This window comes from Nocardiopsis lucentensis DSM 44048, assembly GCF_000341125.1.
Taxonomy (GTDB): domain Bacteria; phylum Actinomycetota; class Actinomycetes; order Streptosporangiales; family Streptosporangiaceae; genus Nocardiopsis; species Nocardiopsis lucentensis.
Genome location: NZ_ANBC01000712.1, coordinates 1 through 16,346, shown reverse-complemented (window position 1 = coordinate 16,346; position 16,346 = coordinate 1). Strand labels below are relative to the sequence as shown.

The 16,346-nt window shown below is 65.4% G+C and carries 9 protein-coding genes; all 9 read right to left on the bottom strand.

The window, feature by feature from the left end:
• Positions 1-5: 5 nt before the first annotated feature.
• The 9 genes from D471_RS36040 to D471_RS0124915 all read right to left on the bottom strand — a co-directional run bounded on the left by D471_RS36040 (position 6) and on the right by D471_RS0124915 (position 16,340).
• Positions 6-9,176 carry a DNRLRE domain-containing protein gene (locus D471_RS36040; protein WP_161630118.1) on the bottom strand — a complete coding sequence of 3,057 codons (9,171 nt, stop codon included), beginning with the start codon at positions 9,174-9,176 and terminating at the stop codon, positions 6-8.
• Positions 9,177-9,423: 247 nt separating this feature from the next.
• Positions 9,424-11,883 carry an OmpA family protein gene (locus D471_RS0124950; RefSeq protein ID WP_026128052.1) on the bottom strand — a complete coding sequence of 820 codons (2,460 nt, stop codon included), beginning with the start codon at positions 11,881-11,883 and terminating at the stop codon, positions 9,424-9,426.
• 21 nt (positions 11,884-11,904) lie between these two features.
• Complete coding sequence (locus tag D471_RS0124945; RefSeq protein ID WP_017601139.1) at positions 11,905-12,285, bottom strand: hypothetical protein; 381 nt, start codon at positions 12,283-12,285, stop codon at positions 11,905-11,907.
• Entirely contained in the window at positions 12,285-12,497 is a 213-nt protein-coding gene (locus tag D471_RS42055; RefSeq protein WP_241479706.1) for a hypothetical protein, read from the bottom strand. The genes D471_RS0124945 and D471_RS42055 overlap by 1 nt, the downstream gene beginning before the upstream one ends.
• A gap of 186 nt (positions 12,498-12,683) precedes the next feature.
• Positions 12,684-13,025 (bottom strand): TadE family protein, encoded by a 342-nt coding sequence (locus tag D471_RS0124935; protein WP_152486439.1) that lies wholly within the window; start codon positions 13,023-13,025, stop codon positions 12,684-12,686.
• 53 nt (positions 13,026-13,078) lie between these two features.
• On the bottom strand, positions 13,079-13,276 hold the full coding sequence (locus D471_RS0124930) for a hypothetical protein (protein ID WP_017601136.1): 198 nt from the start codon (positions 13,274-13,276) through the stop codon (positions 13,079-13,081).
• 36 nt (positions 13,277-13,312) lie between these two features.
• Positions 13,313-14,194: a type II secretion system F family protein gene (locus D471_RS0124925; RefSeq protein WP_017601135.1), complete on the bottom strand. Its 882-nt coding sequence runs from the start codon at positions 14,192-14,194 to the stop codon at positions 13,313-13,315.
• Positions 14,191-15,036 (bottom strand): type II secretion system F family protein, encoded by an 846-nt coding sequence (locus D471_RS0124920; protein ID WP_017601134.1) that lies wholly within the window; start codon positions 15,034-15,036, stop codon positions 14,191-14,193. Before D471_RS0124920 ends, D471_RS0124925 begins: the two co-directional genes overlap by 4 nt.
• Complete coding sequence (locus D471_RS0124915; RefSeq protein ID WP_040691151.1) at positions 15,033-16,340, bottom strand: CpaF family protein; 1,308 nt, start codon at positions 16,338-16,340, stop codon at positions 15,033-15,035. The genes D471_RS0124920 and D471_RS0124915 overlap by 4 nt, the downstream gene beginning before the upstream one ends.
• Between the last annotated feature and the right edge of the window lie 6 nt (positions 16,341-16,346).

Genomic DNA, 16,346 nt, shown 5'->3' with positions numbered 1-16,346 from the left:
AGATTTCATCTAGAAGTACAGTCGGGCTTGCGCGTTGGGCTATTATACACCGTGCAGTTGAGATAATACCCGTTCTCACCGATAGCAATCATGCGAATCTCTTCGGGGATTGCTGGATCCTCAGAGTAGATGGGAACGACACCATAGAGAACTCTTTGCCCAGGATTGTTGCTGGTTCCCTCGATTGCCCTCCTGATCTCTCCTTCCAGGATGGACATATTGGGCGCGTTTGCGTCGCGCTGATATCCAGCAACAAAATTCCTCATTGTGTCTCTGGAGCCGCCAAGCTGGTTTCCTATGAGATGCATCGCGGCTCGATTATTATAGGGAAGCCTGTTGTATCCAGCAGGCTTCCACTTCGGATCTTCTCTCCAAGGCCGGATATTCTCTGGGCCGATCAAGGCCAGAGTTCCTGTTGCACGGCAGTCACCGTCCCCCTCCCCAAACCTGGTCATAGGAGCATAGTAATAGGACGGGTGATCTGTTGGGATGTCCATATCGCACTTCTTTTCCCTTCTGATTCGAAGTCTCCATGGATCCCAGCTACCGCCCCCATAGCCGCTTCCACCACTCAAATCGACGCCAGGGAAGAGCTCCTCTAGTGTTTCGATATTCGGACGATAATCTTCGTCTCCGAAAGCATCGGAAGCAACCTGCTCGATATTCGAATTATCATGTTCTTGCTGGTTCCGATATTCATCGACATCATCCTGATCCCACAGGTCTTCCATCGGGGGTCGAGGCTGTGGCGTGTTGAGAATCGTATCGAGGATGTCTAGACGTGGATCCACCCAAACGACCGGTTCAATGTAACGAAGAAGCCCACCACCCGGACCGAGAAGCCGTGGAGACACCCATACAATAGGTGGAGCTCCAGGAGATCGGATCACGATATCCGAGCCTGTAGCGGACGCGGTCTGTGTCGAAGGACGCCGGGGGAAACACACACAAGGGCCAGGCTTCGGTTTGTACGCGCCTCCTCGGCCAAAATTCTTCGTCAGAGATCCACCTGTCCTACCAGCCCTCGTGTCTGGACGATTGGCGCCAGCATTGCCCGTGCTAGGGCTGGGCGCTCTGCCCTCACCCGCAAACCTGGGACGACCGCCACCGCAAGCAATGATGCAGTCCCGCAAGTAACCACTTCTGTCGGTCGAAGAAAGCGGATCTCCAGCACCATAGATGTATCGGTTCAGCATCCCTGTAGGGGGAGCTGTCAAAGTCATCGGATCACGTGAGATGAACGCGCCCGCACCTGGCTCATACCATCGGGCATGCATATTGACCAGGCCGGTCTCTTGATCTGTCCATTCTCCTTGGAACCCAAGGCTCTGTTGACTAGTACTAGTTTTCTGACCGAACGGGCCGTATGAGACTGAAGAGATAATCTCTCCGCTGTCAGAGAAAGTTCCAACGAGATCAGTGTGCCGATCGTTAAACGCGAGCCTTGGCTCTTGTCCATCTTCTGTGATTGACAGAAGATTACCCTCTGGGTCGCGCCCATAGGAGTAAACCGGGACGCCTTCATCGTTCGCGATTACGCTTGGGTTATTTGCAAGTGAGTCGTACCTGAATATCTGCGTCCCGTGCTCGGTCGAAGTGCGTTCGCTAATGCGTCCGAGCGCGTCATATTCATATTCGAACGAGGAACCACTTGTCGACCGGAGTCGGTCAAAACCATCGAAATCATAAGTGACTTCACTGCCACCGCTGACTACAGAATCTAGCGTACCCCTGGGAGAATACGTTCTCTGTTCGCCCTCACTGGTTGCAATCAACCGGTTGCGCTCGTCATACGTCGCCGTAACTTCTCCCGTGCGCACTCGGTTTCCGGATGCATCCCATTCATAATTTGTTGTTTCACCCGAATGGTCTGTCCAGGAAGTCAGCCGACCTGCCTGATCGTACTCATAGCTGGAAACTCCGGAACCTTCCAGCCCAGAAACAGAACGCGCTGTCATCTGAGCGGCAGAATTATATTCGTATACTGTCTCTGCGGTCTTCTGTCCATTTACATCGAGGAGGGCATCCGATTCCAGCTGACCAAGGTCGTTGTACTGGAAGTTCCTGGTTGCTCCGCCTACGGTCTCGACGGTAGAAGGCCTACCAACCGGGTCCCTCTGAATTACTTGCTCGGAACGTGTTGCTGCGTCAGTGAGCTCAGTGACGCGCCCAGCCTCGTCATACGAAAATTCAGATGTTCCAACCGCATCCATTCGACGAATGAGCCGACTAAGCTCGTCATAGGATTTGGTCACATGTACCGCCAAGCCCCCAGTATTATCGACCTCGGGACCAAGGTACTGGACATCATTTCCGCGATCGTCATAGACGATCTCAATCGTTCCGGATGTTTTACGCATATGCGTAATCCGACCAACCTGGTCGTAGTCGAATTCGCGCTGGAGTGACGAATATCCGGGAACGTCAGCTTGTTCCGAAGTCAGGTTTCCCAGAGGATCGAAGATCCTTCGGTGCACAATCCCGCCAGGGATAATCTCACTCGTTGGTTGCCCAGCGGCGTTATAATGGGCCTCCCATGTGCGATCAGCTTCACTAGGGGTTGCCTCTGTAGGCGGTTCGATTCTTCGTGACACCAGACCGAGTGAATTATAGGAAGAGTGGAAGTCATTCCCTCTTCCGTCCGTCAGCCTGACCTGGTTTCCATTAGCGTCATAACCGAAGCTGATGCTAATGCTTTCGTCAGTACTGACGGGCTCGATGATTTGGGCCTGCCGCCCCGCCGCATCATAAAGGTACTCGGTCGTGTTACCTAGTTCGTTGGTGACGGACGTGTTATTACCAGCTGAGTCGAAACCGTAGCTGATCGAGCTGACCATCTCGCCAGTACTGTTAAATCGCTTTTCCTGGTTGAGACGTCCTGCTTGGTCGAATTCTGATACGAGCTCGATCCCCATTGGATCCGTTACGCGAATCAGGCGCCCAGCGAGATCGTGGCCGAAGCTGGTGGTCTCCCCCACTGGATTAGTGGTCGAGGCCAGCTCCCCTGCGGCGTTGTAGACGTTGGTGGTGGTGTTGCCGAGGGGATCCGTGACGGACGTCGTGTTCCCCATGACGTCGTAGGCGTACCTGGTCGTGTACGCCGCGGCGGCGGGGATGCGCTCGATCTGGGTGTCGGTGACCTGGCGGCCCAGGTCGTCGTACGTGGCCTCGATGCGCGCGCCCACCGGATTCGTGGTGGCGAGCAGCTCCCCAACGGGGTTGTAGACAAACGTCCACTGGCCAGGCTCGGCGCCCTCGTTCAGCGGAGGATCGGTGATACCGGCAAGGTTGCCGAGCTGGTCCCAGGTGTAGGTGCGGGTGTTGCCCAGCGCGTCGATCTGCGTAGCGATACGGCCGAGCTCGTCGTAGGTGGTCTGCGCCTGAGGCGTGATCTGGGTGCCGTCCGCACCGGTGAAGCTCGGTGCCTCGCTGTCGGTTTGCTGTCCGACGAGGTCGTAGCCGAAGACGGAGGTGTTGCCCTCGGCGTCCTGCTGGTGGGTGAGGTTGCCGACCAGGTCGTAACCGAACCTGCTGGTGGGACGATCGGTGACCGTCGGCTCACCGTAGTGCTCGATGTCGACCTGCGGAAGCTGTTCCTCGACCAGTCGACCCAGTTCGTCGTAGCGCATCAGCGACGTGAACGCGGAAGCGTCGGCCCCTTCCTCGTTCCCGCGCGGGTCCGTGACGGCCGTGACCAGTCCGAGTTCGTTGACCTCGTAGCTGGTGACGAGCTCGCCACCGCTGATCTGCACCGCTTCCTCGATCACGCGGCCGCCGGCGTCGTAGGCGTACCGGGTCTGCTCAGTGCGGCCGGTGGGATCGGTCAGCGCGATCGAGAGTGTGTTGCCACGTCCGTCATAGGTGTGGGAGGTGACGCGCGCGAGCCCCTCCGGGTCGAGGGTTTCGCTGACGAGGCGGGAGTCGGCGTTCCACACCATGTCGACGCGGGTTGCCCCGTCGTTGGTCACTGTGCGTACGGGGTTGCCCGCCGCGTCGTAGGTGTACTCCTCCAGGACCACGTCGCGCGGTTCGTTGGCGTCGTTGAGCATCGCCCCAACCGCGATGGTCTGTGCGGGAAGCCCGTCGGCGTAGTAGGTGTAGGCGGTGGTGCGTCCGACAGCGTCGGTGGTGGAGGCCAGGCGGCCGTCCGGGTCGTAGGCGTTGGACTCGAGCACCAGCTGTGCTGGAGCATTGTCCTCGTCGGGGTGTCCGACCCATCCTTCGATCGTGCGTTCGGCCACGTGTCCACGCGCGGTGTAGGTGGTCCGGAACTCCGTTCCGGATGCGTCCTGGTGGTAGGTCTGCGCACCGGTGAAGTCGTAGCCGAAGTGCTCGGTGCGGCCCTCAGGATCGGTTTGGGCGACCAGGTGTCCGTACTGGTTGTAGGCGAACAGCGTGGTTCGGTCGGGCTCACCGCCGGTCAGATCACTGACGGCCTGGCGGACGACGTTGCCGTCCTTGTCGTAGACGAAGCTGGTCCGCGCCTGATGGGCGATGTCCGTGAGCTCGTTGGTGACCGCCGGCCCCGTCTCGGTGAGCACACGCCCGGCGTCGTCATAAGTCCGAGTGGTCGTGATGCCGTTCGGGTGGTCACTGGTGGTGACCGTGGTGGTCAGTACGCGCCCGAGACCGTCGTAGGTGTACTCGGTCACCAGGCCGGAGGGCTCTGTCACCGACGTGATGTCACCATGGCCGTTGTACGAGTAGCGGGTCGTGCCTCCGTCTGCGTCCCAGGACTCGGCCAAGAGTCCCGCCGGAACGGTTCCGCCGCCGGTGGCCTCCTCTGTGCCGTCGGTGTAGAAGTAGCGGACCGTGCGGCCGTCCGGGAAGTCCGCGGTGGCCGGGCTGGTCTCGGAGACCTGGTTGCCGTGCGTGTCGTAGGCCCACCAGGTGCGGTAGGTGGGATCGAGCAGGTCCGCGGAACGGGCGTCGTGGTGTGCGGTGAGCTGGTTGTTGCGGGGATCGAAGGGGTCATCCGGGTTGTGGTGGTAGCCGAACCACTCCCAGGAGCAGTTGGTGGCGGCCACGTCCCGGCAGCTCATCTGCCCGATCCGGTTACCTCGTTCATCGTTGTAGAAGCGCAGTTGGGCGCCACTGGGCATGGTGGTCGCCACCAGGAAGCCGCCTGTGTCGTAGGCGTAGGTGGTTTCGTGGCCCAGTTGGTCGACGTCCCCGACTCTGCGGTATCCGGCCAACGCGTCATAGCGGGTCGCGGAAAGCTCGACTCTGGGGTCCGTGATCGCCACCTCGGCGGTGACCTCGGGTTCCTCGTTGTTGACATCACCCGTGTAGCGGAGGTCTGAATAGAGCCACTTACCGCCGTTGTGGTCGGTGTGGATGCTGACCCGGGACGTGCTCTCGTCGAAGGACAGGTTGGCGATCTGGTTCAGCTCGGGTGAGGTGACCGTGTCCAGCCGGTCCGCAGGGTCCACGCCCGAAGTGTGGTGTAGCGCGATGGTGTCGGGGTGAAGAGGGCGCTGGTAGACGGCGACCTCGTCGATCTGCCCTTCGAAGGGGAAGTCTCCCAGCGAGGGGAGGGTCTCGGGCCACCCGCTGTTGCCCATGCCGTATCCGACGTAGACGAACCGGGTGTCGCGGTGTTCGACCTGTCCCGTCTTCGACCCGATCTCCTCACCGTCGAGGTACAGGGTCTGGGAGGTGCCGTCCGAGGTCAGGGCGACGTGGTGCCACTGTCCGTCGTTGACCGCCTGTGCGGTGGTGATGGGGTCCACACCGTCAGCGGTCCAGAACTGGGCGCGGAGCTTGCCGTCGTTGCCCACGTAGACGAGCTGTGTGCGCTGGGTGGGGTCGGTGGGCTTGTCCAGGGCTCCGATGACCGTGCCTTGGGCGGTGGTGGAGAACCACGCCTCCACGGTGATACGCGCGCCTACGCGGTGCAGGATGGAGTTGGGGAGTTCGGCGTAGGCCCCCTGCCCTGAGGCCAGAGCGTTGGAGGTAATACCCGCGAGCGCGCCCTGGGCCCCGAGGGCCGAACCGGTGATCTCGGCGTCCTCACCCCCAAGCTGAGTCGGGACCTCGTTGGCCGAGGTTTCGCCCGTGCCCTCCTCGAAGCGCCAGTAGCCGTAGGGGTTGGCGTCCATGGCCGCGGCCCGGTAGTGCGACCCTGTCGCGTAGGTGTAGGTGGTGCACTCGAGTTCGGGGTTGCAGGCCTCGGTCAGTCGCTGCCCGTCGTAGGTATAGGTCCACTGGGCGCTGGTCTCGTCGCCTTGGGCGGTCACGCTGGTGACACGGCCGTTCTGCCATCCGAAGTCGAGTGACCGGCCTCCGTCCGAGGTGACGGTGGAGATGTTGCCGGAAGCGTCGTAGGCGATGCTCTGGGACCGGCCTTGGTGATCGGTGACTTCGAGGAGACGCCCGGTGTCATCGAAGACGTAGGAGGTGGAGGCCTTGTCCATGAGCTGCCAACCGGTGGCCGTCTCGGCGAGTACCGCGTGCATACCGGACGGGGGCGTGAAGCTTCCGTCAGCGTTGCGCGCGAACCGGTGCTGGCTGCCGTTGGGGTAGGTGATGACGACGTTTCCGGTGCCGTCCACGTCGCGCACCAGGTCCATGTCGAACCGGGTGGACCAGCCAGCACCAAAGATGCCGTCCTGTCGGGGATCCGAGGAGTTGTAGGTACGCGTGATGCTCAGCGGCGGACCAACGGTCGGTACGACAGCATCGGTGACGGTCTGGGTGTAGTTGCCGATGAACGCGTTGACGGTGCCATACCCATCCGGGTCACTACCGGACAGGTTGGAGGTGACGGCGGGCTGGTCGGGGTCGGCGATCAGCCGGAGCCAGCCGCTTTCGACCTCCTGGCTGCCGTCACGGACGAAGACGTTCCACCAGTACTGGTTGCCCCACGCCATGAGTCCGTCGGGCAACTGCCAGGAGGTCTCTGTCTGCCACCCGGAGTCCACGCACTCCCAGTCGGGCCACTCGCCGTCGCAGAAGTTGAACCAGAACTCCATGCCCTCGGTCGGCCAGGCGTCATTGTTCTGTCCCAGGGCGGTGAACTCCGGGGTCAGCGTCGCGACCCGGGCACCGTCGCGGGGACTGTAGTCCAGGAGCTGCGGGGGCAGGTCTGGAATCTCCAGACTCACCTGTGCCGTCCTGGGGACACCCCAGGCCGCGAACGACTGGGCCTCGTGGGTCATGTCGAACTTGATGGTCCACGTGCCAGGGGGCAGGGGATCGATCTTGGCGTTGACCGTCACCGTCTCCCCCGTCGCCACGTTCGTGGGCATAGGGGTGGTGGGCGCGATGTGGTAGACCCGGTTCCCGTCCTGATCGAAAACCTGGTAGCTGAGCTCGTAGCCGTTGTCCGGGGTCCAGGTCTCGTGGCCGCGGTTGGTCACCTGAACGTCAACCGAAGTACCGCGGTTCGCGTGGGGCGCCGGGTCGAACTCCGGCGGCGAGGTGACGAACTCGTAGTCAGCACGGTAGGGGCTGTAGGTGACCGTCATGTACGGCGCGCCCCACGACTCCCGGCTGCCGAACTTCTTCCAGCCGTTGCTGTCGGTGGCGGAAGCCCGAACGCTGAGGCCGTGGTTGGGCTTGTCCCCGTCCACCCATGCCTGGACCAGGTCCCGGCCGCCCGTTCCCAGGTCGATGCCTTCGTACCGAGCGGGGCAGGAACTGGAGCTCGCGCCGATCGGCATCCAGCCACGCGCGAAGCTCTCGCTTCCCAGAGGGGTGGAGTTGTAGGACGGTCCTGGATAGTCGGAGATGGACTTCTGGGACCAGGACTGGGTCACCTCGTGCACATAGACCGGGCTCGGCGTGCACGAGTAGGACCAGTGGTTGAACAGGTAGAGCTTGGCTCCGAAGATCTTGTGGTCGCTCAGCTCGTCGACCATCGCGTTGAACCGCAGGTACGAGGCGGCTCGATGGGAGCCGCCGTCATAGGTTCCGGCCTTCAGCTGCTGCTCGGTGTAGCGCGAGGTGTTGTAGCCGCTCTGGACGTAGGTGTCCTGCGAGGCGTTGTAGTTCCAGGTCGACGTGGGGTCCACCGCGACCGGGTAGACGCGGTTCTCGTCGGTGAGCCACTCGAAGTCGGCGACCACCTCCAGGACCCATCCGTCGGACTCCTCGATGAGGGTGAACTCCACGGCCTCGGAGAAGGCACCGTCCCCTGAGTGGGGGTCCCGGTCCGAGTCCTCCATGTACCCGGCGGGGATGTGACCGACCGTGTCTCCGTCGGCGTTGACGAGGTCGATGCTGCCGTCCTCGAGCTGGACCGGATCCAGGGCACCCAGATCCAGGGGGAAGCGCCAACGGGCATCGTCCTGCGTCGCGGGGGCTTCCTGAAGCCAGATGGTTTCCTTGACCGCTCCACCGATCAGCGACGTCAGCTCTATGTCCACTCCCGGCAGCGCCTCGGGGTAGACGATCGTGTCGGGCTCGTCCTCCGACACCTCACCCTGAGCTCCTTGAGCGCCTTCGAGGGAGAAGGACAGGCTGTGTTCTTCGTCCAGCTCCATGTGTGCGAGCGCGTCCGCGTCAGCGCTCGCGGCGAAGTCCACCTCCCTGGAGTCGGCGGAGTTGGTCCAGGTCAGAGAGTTCTCGGGGACGAGGCTGGGGTCGATCTCCTCCCAGGAACCGTCTTCCTCCTCGAAGTGGAGGGGCTCCAGGGAGAAGTCGGTGGAGAGGGTGCCGTCCTCGTTCTCGAACGTGCGCGAGTGCTCGTCGCGCTCCTCGACGAGTTCCACACTCGTGTCCGGATCGAAGCCCGTGACCTCAGGCTCCGCTTCCTCCTCCACGGTGCGACCCGCAGGCTCCGGATCCGGAGGAGCGAGCGTGTCCGCGTCCTCGGGCAGGTCCGGCCATTCCTGGGGCAGAGCCCCCTCGGGCGGATCCACGTCCGGCCCTTGGCCGGTCGAGGTGCCCTCGATCAACGCGCTGTCGGCCTCGTGTGAGAGACCGTCAGCAGAACCGTCGCCCTGGTCTGGGGTCACCACGTCCGCAGCGGACACCGGAGTGAGGCGCGGCATGCCGGTGTACATCGGTACGGAGGAGACGGAGTCTGACAGCAGGAGAACAAGCCCAGTACCAACTGCGGTGAATTTCAGCAGCGTGCTTTTCGCACGTGAGCGCAACGGCTTGTTGGAGTCACGGCGAGAGACGATGCGTTGAAACACCGCGCGCGCAAGCGGCTGCTGGCCGGTCGGCACGACCGGTCACCTCCGGATCACTCAAAGCGAACCAGGAGCGGCAAGCACACCATCCCCAAAAGGTGCGCACGCTTCCCCCAAAGCCCGCAGATCCGGAACGCCATCTGAAACTGACAGAACCAGGACAAAGCCAACAGGAGATGGAACTCAGTACACAAGGCCTCACGAGGCACATAGACATCACTGTTCTCACAGCGAGACCTCTGCGTAACCAGAGAGCAGAGCCCTTCAAGAGTTTGACCGGGCTCTATTCGCTGAGAGCAACATCCGTCGTCAGAGTGTGGAAGAGCTTGTTCGTGGCAGCGCTGGGGCGTGCCCGCATCGACTTGAGACGATTGGAGAGATCCTGGAAGGTGCGCTGTACCGCGTCCAGGCGATCCATCGCGGCATGGACCTTCATGATCTCCTGGTAGACGGCTTCGTTCAGGTCATCGGACTCGCGGGCGCGTTCCAGCCAGGCCAGCGCCTGTTCAGGGGTTTCGGCTGTCTTCGCCAGGCTCACGAAGCAGTCGGCGGCAGCTCGCCGGTACGCCTGGCGCTTCTCCTCGATCCACGGGAAGTCGACCTCGGACAGCAGGACTTGGGCGTACTCGACCGACGCCGAGCGCAGGCGTTCCTCGCGTGCCCTGGGGTCCGCGGCCTCGCTTACCGCCCGCATCGCGGCGTCGAATCGCCACGCGTCCACATCGACGACCTCGTTGCGGATCCGGTAGCGTCCCGAGTCCACCTGAAGGATCTCCGCTTCGGGGTCTCCCAGTGCATCGCGGACGACGCGGCGGATGTCGCTGGAGGCGGTGTTGCGCAGCGCCCGGGCCTTGCTCTCGGTGCTGTCGGGGAAGAGGGCGTCAGTCAAGGTCTCGGTGCCGACTCCGCGTGGATGAAGTGCCAGGTAGGCGAGCATCCTTCGGGAGGACGAACGCATCCGCTGGCCGATGTCGGTTCCCGCCACGCTGATGTGCGGGTGTGGCGCGAAGAGCCGGATGTCCACCTTCACCGAGGGGACCGAATCCGAGGTAACCCCTCCCTCGTCCGGTTCGGGCTCTGGGGGTACTTCTTCGTCCGGCGTCCCCACGTCCTGCGGTTCTGGCACCTGCCCCTCCCCGGTGAAATGCGCGGCGAAGCTCGCCTGATCGATGTGCAGGAGCCGCAGGTCCGTGTAAGTGGCCGTGCTCCCATCCGGCACGGCGACGCTGACCTCGTCGAAGGAGTCACAGACCGCCTCAGCGCACCCTGCTCCCGTCCCGAGAGCCACCACCAGGACGTCGTCCTCGACCGCCTGCGCCAGGGTGAGCAGGCGGTCCCGTACCAGGGCATGTTCGGGAGCGCCCACCAGCAGCAGGATCTGCTCCTCCCCCTGCTCACGTGGTGCTGCGGAGATGCTGGCCAGCTCCGCTTCCGTGATGGCGGATGCGGTGTCAGCACTCACGGTCACACCAGGCACCCGTGCGTTCGATGATGCTCCCGCCTCAGCCATCACCTGGCGGCTGGTGATGACCCGGATTCCAGGCGAGGCCACGGCCCGAGCGATGAGGGAGGCGCCTACGCCCACCGCGTGAGCACCCGTGATGCCGAGACCTGTGCGTGCGCTGACGCTGAGGCTGTCAGCGATCCGCACGTGTCCGTCCGCGCTGATCACACCGCTGTCAGTGTCTCGGGTGACGGGCACCGGACTGCCCAGAGCCTCGTCACCGTCGAGCTCCTCATCCTCGATAAGGTCCGCGTGCTCTTCCGATCCCCGCTCCTTCTTCGGTTTTCCCTCACGTCGTCCGGGCGCTGTCAGCCGTCCCGCGATCACCCCCGCCGCTCCTCCAGCGACGGCTCCCGCGATCAGCTCGCCGCCACGGAAACCTCCGTCGCCCGGCGGGTCGGTCTTCGCTTCCTCGTCAGCGGCTGGCTCGACGCTCTGCGGGTCATCCACTGTCTCCGGCTCCCCTTCCTCCGAGGTCGCGGGTTCGCGGGGCCGGGTGGTCAGGGTGTAGGTGATCTCGCCCCGGCGCTCGGCGGCGTGCCCGAGGTCGAGTTGCTCGCGTGGTTGGTCGGAGCCCAGTCCTTCGCTGGTGATCGTCCACCCGTCGCCGAGCTGCTCGGTGAGGAACGCGGCGACGGCGTCGGCACGCCGCTGGGACAGCTCACGGTTGTACGCGTCCAGCCCGATGGAGTCGGTGTGGCCGGTGACCGCGATGGGAGTCCCCGGATCGCCGAAGAGCTGGAGGAGTTCGACGGTGGGCAACAGGTCGTCCCTCATCTGGGGAGTGAGTTCTGCGGAGTCGAAGCCGAAACCGGCCAGCACCCGGGTGCGCTCCAACGTATGTGCGGGCTCCTCGGTGTCAGTGTTCTGTTCGTCGGTCGTTGGCGTCGCGTCAGCCGACACCACGGCGGCAGGTGTCACGGACATGGCCACCGAACTCCCGGCGACCCCGGTCACGACGAGCCGCAGCAGCCCGATCCGGGGAATCTGGCCCCGAAGAACAGCGACGATGTCCGTGCCGACCAGCACCACGAACGCGCCCCACAGACCCCACAGGATGACGAGCACCAGGGCGTGAAAGACCGACGTCGGAAGGGTGCCGCTGATCAGGGACAACCACACGTAGTCCCAGGTCATATCCGCCCCCACTGGCCATTCCCAGCGGCTGAGCACCGCTGGCGGCGCGACCAGCAGGGCGAGCGTGACGCCCGTGGCCAGGACCGTCCTCGTCGGATTCATGGCATCCTCCCCCTCGTTTCCTCACGGTGTGTGCACCGTCGCCGTGGCCTGGGAGGCGATCTCAACGTTCCCGATCGCCGCGAGCACCGTCGGCTCGTGATGGGTGGTGACGGTGACCGTGATGGCATCGGCCCGAACCTCCACCTCCGCACTCGCCCCGCCGTGTTCCGCGTGGGCCTGGGCGGCTCGGCGTGCGGAGGCCTCGTCGAGAACGACCGCTCCCGCCCGTAGCCGCCCTTCATCCAGGTGCTGTGCCCCGGCCCGGGCGGCTTCGTGCGCGAGGGTGGTCGTCATGGTCTTGGCGCGCAGCATCCGCGCGCCGTCGTGGACCAGACCGAGGCAGGCGATCAGCGTCACGGCGACGATGACGACGAACGCGCTGGGGTGGCCGCCGTGCAGCATCAGCGTTCCTGTTCGCGGTGAATGTCGAGGACGGATGTGGCCTGGCCGGAGATGGTGCGGCGTTCGCCGAGACCCAGGACCGGGAGATCGTCGCGCTGGCTGACGCAGGTGACGTCGGCGCGCACGGCTCGGACTCCGTTGACAGTCGTGTGCTGGATGATCACGGTGGGGTTCTGGCAAGCGCGGCCCCACGTACCAATGCTCTCCGCCACGGCGAGCTCCGCCGCAGCACGAGCCTCCGGCGGATTCAGGTACAGGGAGGCGGAACGNNNCGGCGGAAAGCCCCGCGGCGTAGGAGCGGCCAGTCAGAGTGAGCAGGGCCAGGAACGCCAGGAGCACGGGAACGATGAGGATCACCTCGACCGACGCACTCCCCCGGTCCCCATCCCTCCGCGACCTCATGGGGCGACCCCCATCGGCCGTTCGATGGGTCCTGTCAGGGTCGTGGACACCGGAGGACTCCAGCCGGGCAGGAGACTGACCGCCACGCCGTCGACGGCGACACGTGTCGTCCCGTCGCGCCGTCGGACCTCGATGCGCAGGTCTCGGAGCACCGTTCCGCCCAGCTCCTCGGCCAAGGCGTACCCCCGCGCGCGGCCCTCCCTCTCACTGCCCTCGAAGGTGCGTCCCGCTGCCAGTGCCTCCGTCGCGATGGCCTGTGTCCGGTGCTGGGCGTGGGCCCACAGCCCGTACTGGATGATGCCCAGCAGCATGACGAACATCAGCGGGATCGCGAACATCAGCTCGGCCCCTCCCCTGTCGTCACGAGAGTCCCAGGAGGGACCCCGCCGGTTCACGGGATGACCCCCAGGTCGATGCCCTGGGCGGTCTCGATGATGAGCGGGGTGATGATGGCGCCCACCCCGGTCGCGATGCCGATGGTGACGGCGAGCATCAGCACCCAGTCGGTGGTGGCCGAGCCCCGGTCCCCGTCGGGGCTTCGTGTTCCGAGGATCAGTTCCACGAGGGCGCGCGGTCGTATGGAGCCCATGTGCTCGTTCCCCTTCCTGTCCTTCTCACTGCTGGTTCAGAATCCGTTGCTGACCTGCACGATCGCGGGGTAGCCCATGAGCAGGAGGAAACCGAGGACGAGCAGCATGACGGGCAGGCTCATCCGTTCGGTGGCTTCGAGGGCCTCGGTCTCCAGCGCGGCCAACTGGTGAGCGCGGAGCGATCTGGCCTTGGTGCGGACCGAGGTGCGTACCCTGGCTCCGTCGGCCCCGGCCAGGCGGATGGACGAGGCGAGTTCCTCCAGCTCCCGCACTCCGGTCTGGCGGGAGAGGTCCGTCAGGGCGTCCCAGGGCGGTCGGGTGCGTAGGTGGGCTTCGTGCAGGCACCGTCGGATGCGTCCGAACGCGGGTCCGGTGCCGCGCCCGGTGGCCGCCGTGAGTGCCCCGGTGACTCCGGCTCCACCCGCGAGCGCGACCCCGACCAGGTCGGCGATGACCGAGGTGGCCAGACGTAGTTCGCCCCGTTGACGGCGCGCCCTCGCGCGAAGCAGGATTCCCGGGGCGAGCGCGCACGCGGCCAGGCTGGTTCCTCCGATGGCGAGCGCGGCCGACATGGGGAGCACGGAAGCCGCTGGCACGGCGATCGTCAGTGTGCACGCGAACAGCACTGCTCCGGCGAGCGTCAGGGCGACGACCGTCGTGCGATGGGTGTCGACGTCCGTGTCGCACGCCGCGAGGTCGCTCCTGGTCCGACGTCCGGGCCAGCCGAGCCGGGCCAGGACCGCGCAGCCGACCCCCTTCACCTGCTCGAGGACACCTACGGATCGCGCAGCGCCGTCGATCTCCTCCGTCGGTGGCGGAAGGAGTTCGTCCAGGCGTGGGCGGCGCAGCCCCTGAACGATCAGCCAGACGCCCGCACCGACCGCGGCTCCCCCGACCGCCGCGACGACCACGGTCATATGCCCACCCCCGCGGTCGGGGCGGTCAGAACGCGCCGCGTTCGCGGTGGGGCGGACAGCCGCACCAGCCACCACAGGGCGAGTGCCCACAGCGCGCCGACCAGTGCGAGGACCAGCTGTCCGCTGGCGGAACCCAGGGGTGCGAAGTAGGCGCCGTTGAACACGGCCATGCCGACCACCATGGCGAGCGTGGTCGTGATGATGATCCGCACCGAAGTGCGGGTCCGTGCCCGGGAGGCGTTGGTGCGCACGAGCATCGACGCTCGGTCGTGGGCCGCCTCGGCGAGGGTTCCCAGCAGGGCGCCGAGGTCGGCGGCGTGTCGGCTGGCCGCCATGGACAGCGCCGTGGCCACGAGGTCCGCGGTGTCGTTGTCCACGTTGTCAGCGAACGCGGTGAGTGCGTCGTCCAGGTCCGTGCCGTCGACGAGGTCCTGGGCCAGGGTTTCCACGTGTGGGCGGATCGGTGCCGGGGCGATCGGGGCGGAGGTCCAGATGGCCTGGCGCAGCCCGGAGGATCCGGCGATCAGGTCGCGCAGCTGTTCGGTCCAGCTCGCCACTGCCTCGATCCGTTCCACCTCGGCCGTCGTCTCCCGGTCAGGCGTAATGATCCCCGGCAGCCACCACGTGGCCGCTGCCGATAGGACGGCGGCGACCGGCCATCCGGTGAGCGCCCAGGTGGCCGCACCCACCGCGCCCGCGGCCGTCAGCCTGACCACCATGTCCCGGCGCACGGGCGGGGCCGAGCGTGCTCGGGACGCCACGGCCGTGAGAGCCGGGGCGAGGAGCACCAGCCCCAGCCCGACAGCGCCCCCGCCCAGGCCCGCGACCAGCACGCCCGTCATCGCTGGGCCTCGAACAGGCAGGCCGGGTCGAAGCCCACCCGGGCGAGGGAGCGGGCGTACTGCGGGCTGGGCGGGGTGACGAACCCGCCGAGCTCGGCGGAGTAAATCTCGTTGGTGATCACCTGGGGACCGTCCATGCCGACGATCTCCCGGATGCTCGAGATCCGTCGCCTGCCGTCCGTGTCGGTGTCGATGTGCACGGCCAGGTGGACGGCGGAGGCGATGAGGATGGCGCTCTCCTCCAGCGTCAGCCGTTCGCTGGACTGGTTGGCGTAGGTGGCCAGCTTGGTGAGGATCTGCGCGGAGGAGGAGGCGTGGACCGTGGCCATGGACCCGTCGTTGCCCATGGTCATCGCGTGCAGGAGCGGGACGGTCTCCTGTCCTCGTGTCTCGCCCACGATGACCCGGTCCGGGGACATGCGCAGCGCGTGCCGCACCAGGTCGGCCAGGGTGACCTCGCCCGCGCCCTCGGTGTTGGGCGGTCGTCCCTGGAGTGCGAGGCAGTCGAGGTCGTCGTCGCCCTCCAGCCCGAGTTCGTAGGCGTCCTCGATGGTGATGACGCGTTCGCCGTGCGGGATGTGCCGGGCGAGGGCCCGGAGCAGGGTGGTCTTGCCCGATCCGGTGGCTCCTCCGATGACGAGGTTCAGCCGGGCGCGGACGGCGGAGGTCAGCAGGGATCGCACGGGTGCGGTGAGCATCCCGGAGCCGACCAGGTCGGACAGGGTGAGTTCGTGTTCGGGGTGGCGGCGAATGGTCACGGCGGGCCTGCGGGACACCCCCATCACGGCGGACAGGCGCGCTCCGTCGGTCAGCTCCATGGACAGCAGCGGCGCGGACAGGTCGAAGCGGCGTTCCCCGCCGGGTGCCTGCCCAGCCAGGCGCTGGACGAGGGCCACCAGCTCCTCGTCGGTGGCGGTGACGGGCGGTCGTTCCTCGCGTCGGCCGTCGCCGAGATCGACCCACACCCGGGTGCCGTTGATGTGGATGTCCCGCACGCCCGGTTCGGAGAGCAGGATGTCCAGCGGCCCCAGTCCGCACACCTGGGCCATCGCCCGCGCGCGCACCCACGCCTCGTCCTGTTCGGTCAGCGGGGTCGCGGCTCCGGTCAGGGCTCGGCAGGCGTACTCGTCCAACAGGGCCGAGAGCATCCTGTCCGCGAGTTCGCGGTGCCCGGGAGCGTGGTGGGTGGTGTCCTGGGGCGGAGTGTCGGTCTGCGAGGTGCGGCGGACGAGTTCGTCGGTCACCGTGGTCGCGAGGTGGTCGGCGAGGTCGGCGAGTGTGGTAGGGAAGTTGACGAGGGTCACGCGGCC

What these genes read in the sequence shown, in the direction of transcription:
- D471_RS0124945 (WP_017601139.1), bottom strand. Translation starts at nt 12,285, where the DNA reads ATGCTGCACGGCGGCCACCCCAGCGCGTTCGTCGTCATCGTCGCCGTG.
- D471_RS0124930 (WP_017601136.1), bottom strand. Translation starts at nt 13,276, where the DNA reads ATGGGCTCCATACGACCGCGCGCCCTCGTGGAACTGATCCTCGGAACA.
- D471_RS0124950 (WP_026128052.1), bottom strand. Translation starts at nt 11,883, where the DNA reads ATGAATCCGACGAGGACGGTCCTGGCCACGGGCGTCACGCTCGCCCTG.
- D471_RS0124925 (WP_017601135.1), bottom strand. Translation starts at nt 14,194, where the DNA reads ATGACCGTGGTCGTCGCGGCGGTCGGGGGAGCCGCGGTCGGTGCGGGC.
- D471_RS0124920 (WP_017601134.1), bottom strand. Translation starts at nt 15,036, where the DNA reads ATGACGGGCGTGCTGGTCGCGGGCCTGGGCGGGGGCGCTGTCGGGCTG.
- D471_RS0124935 (WP_152486439.1), bottom strand. Translation starts at nt 13,025, where the DNA reads ATGTTCGCGATCCCGCTGATGTTCGTCATGCTGCTGGGCATCATCCAG.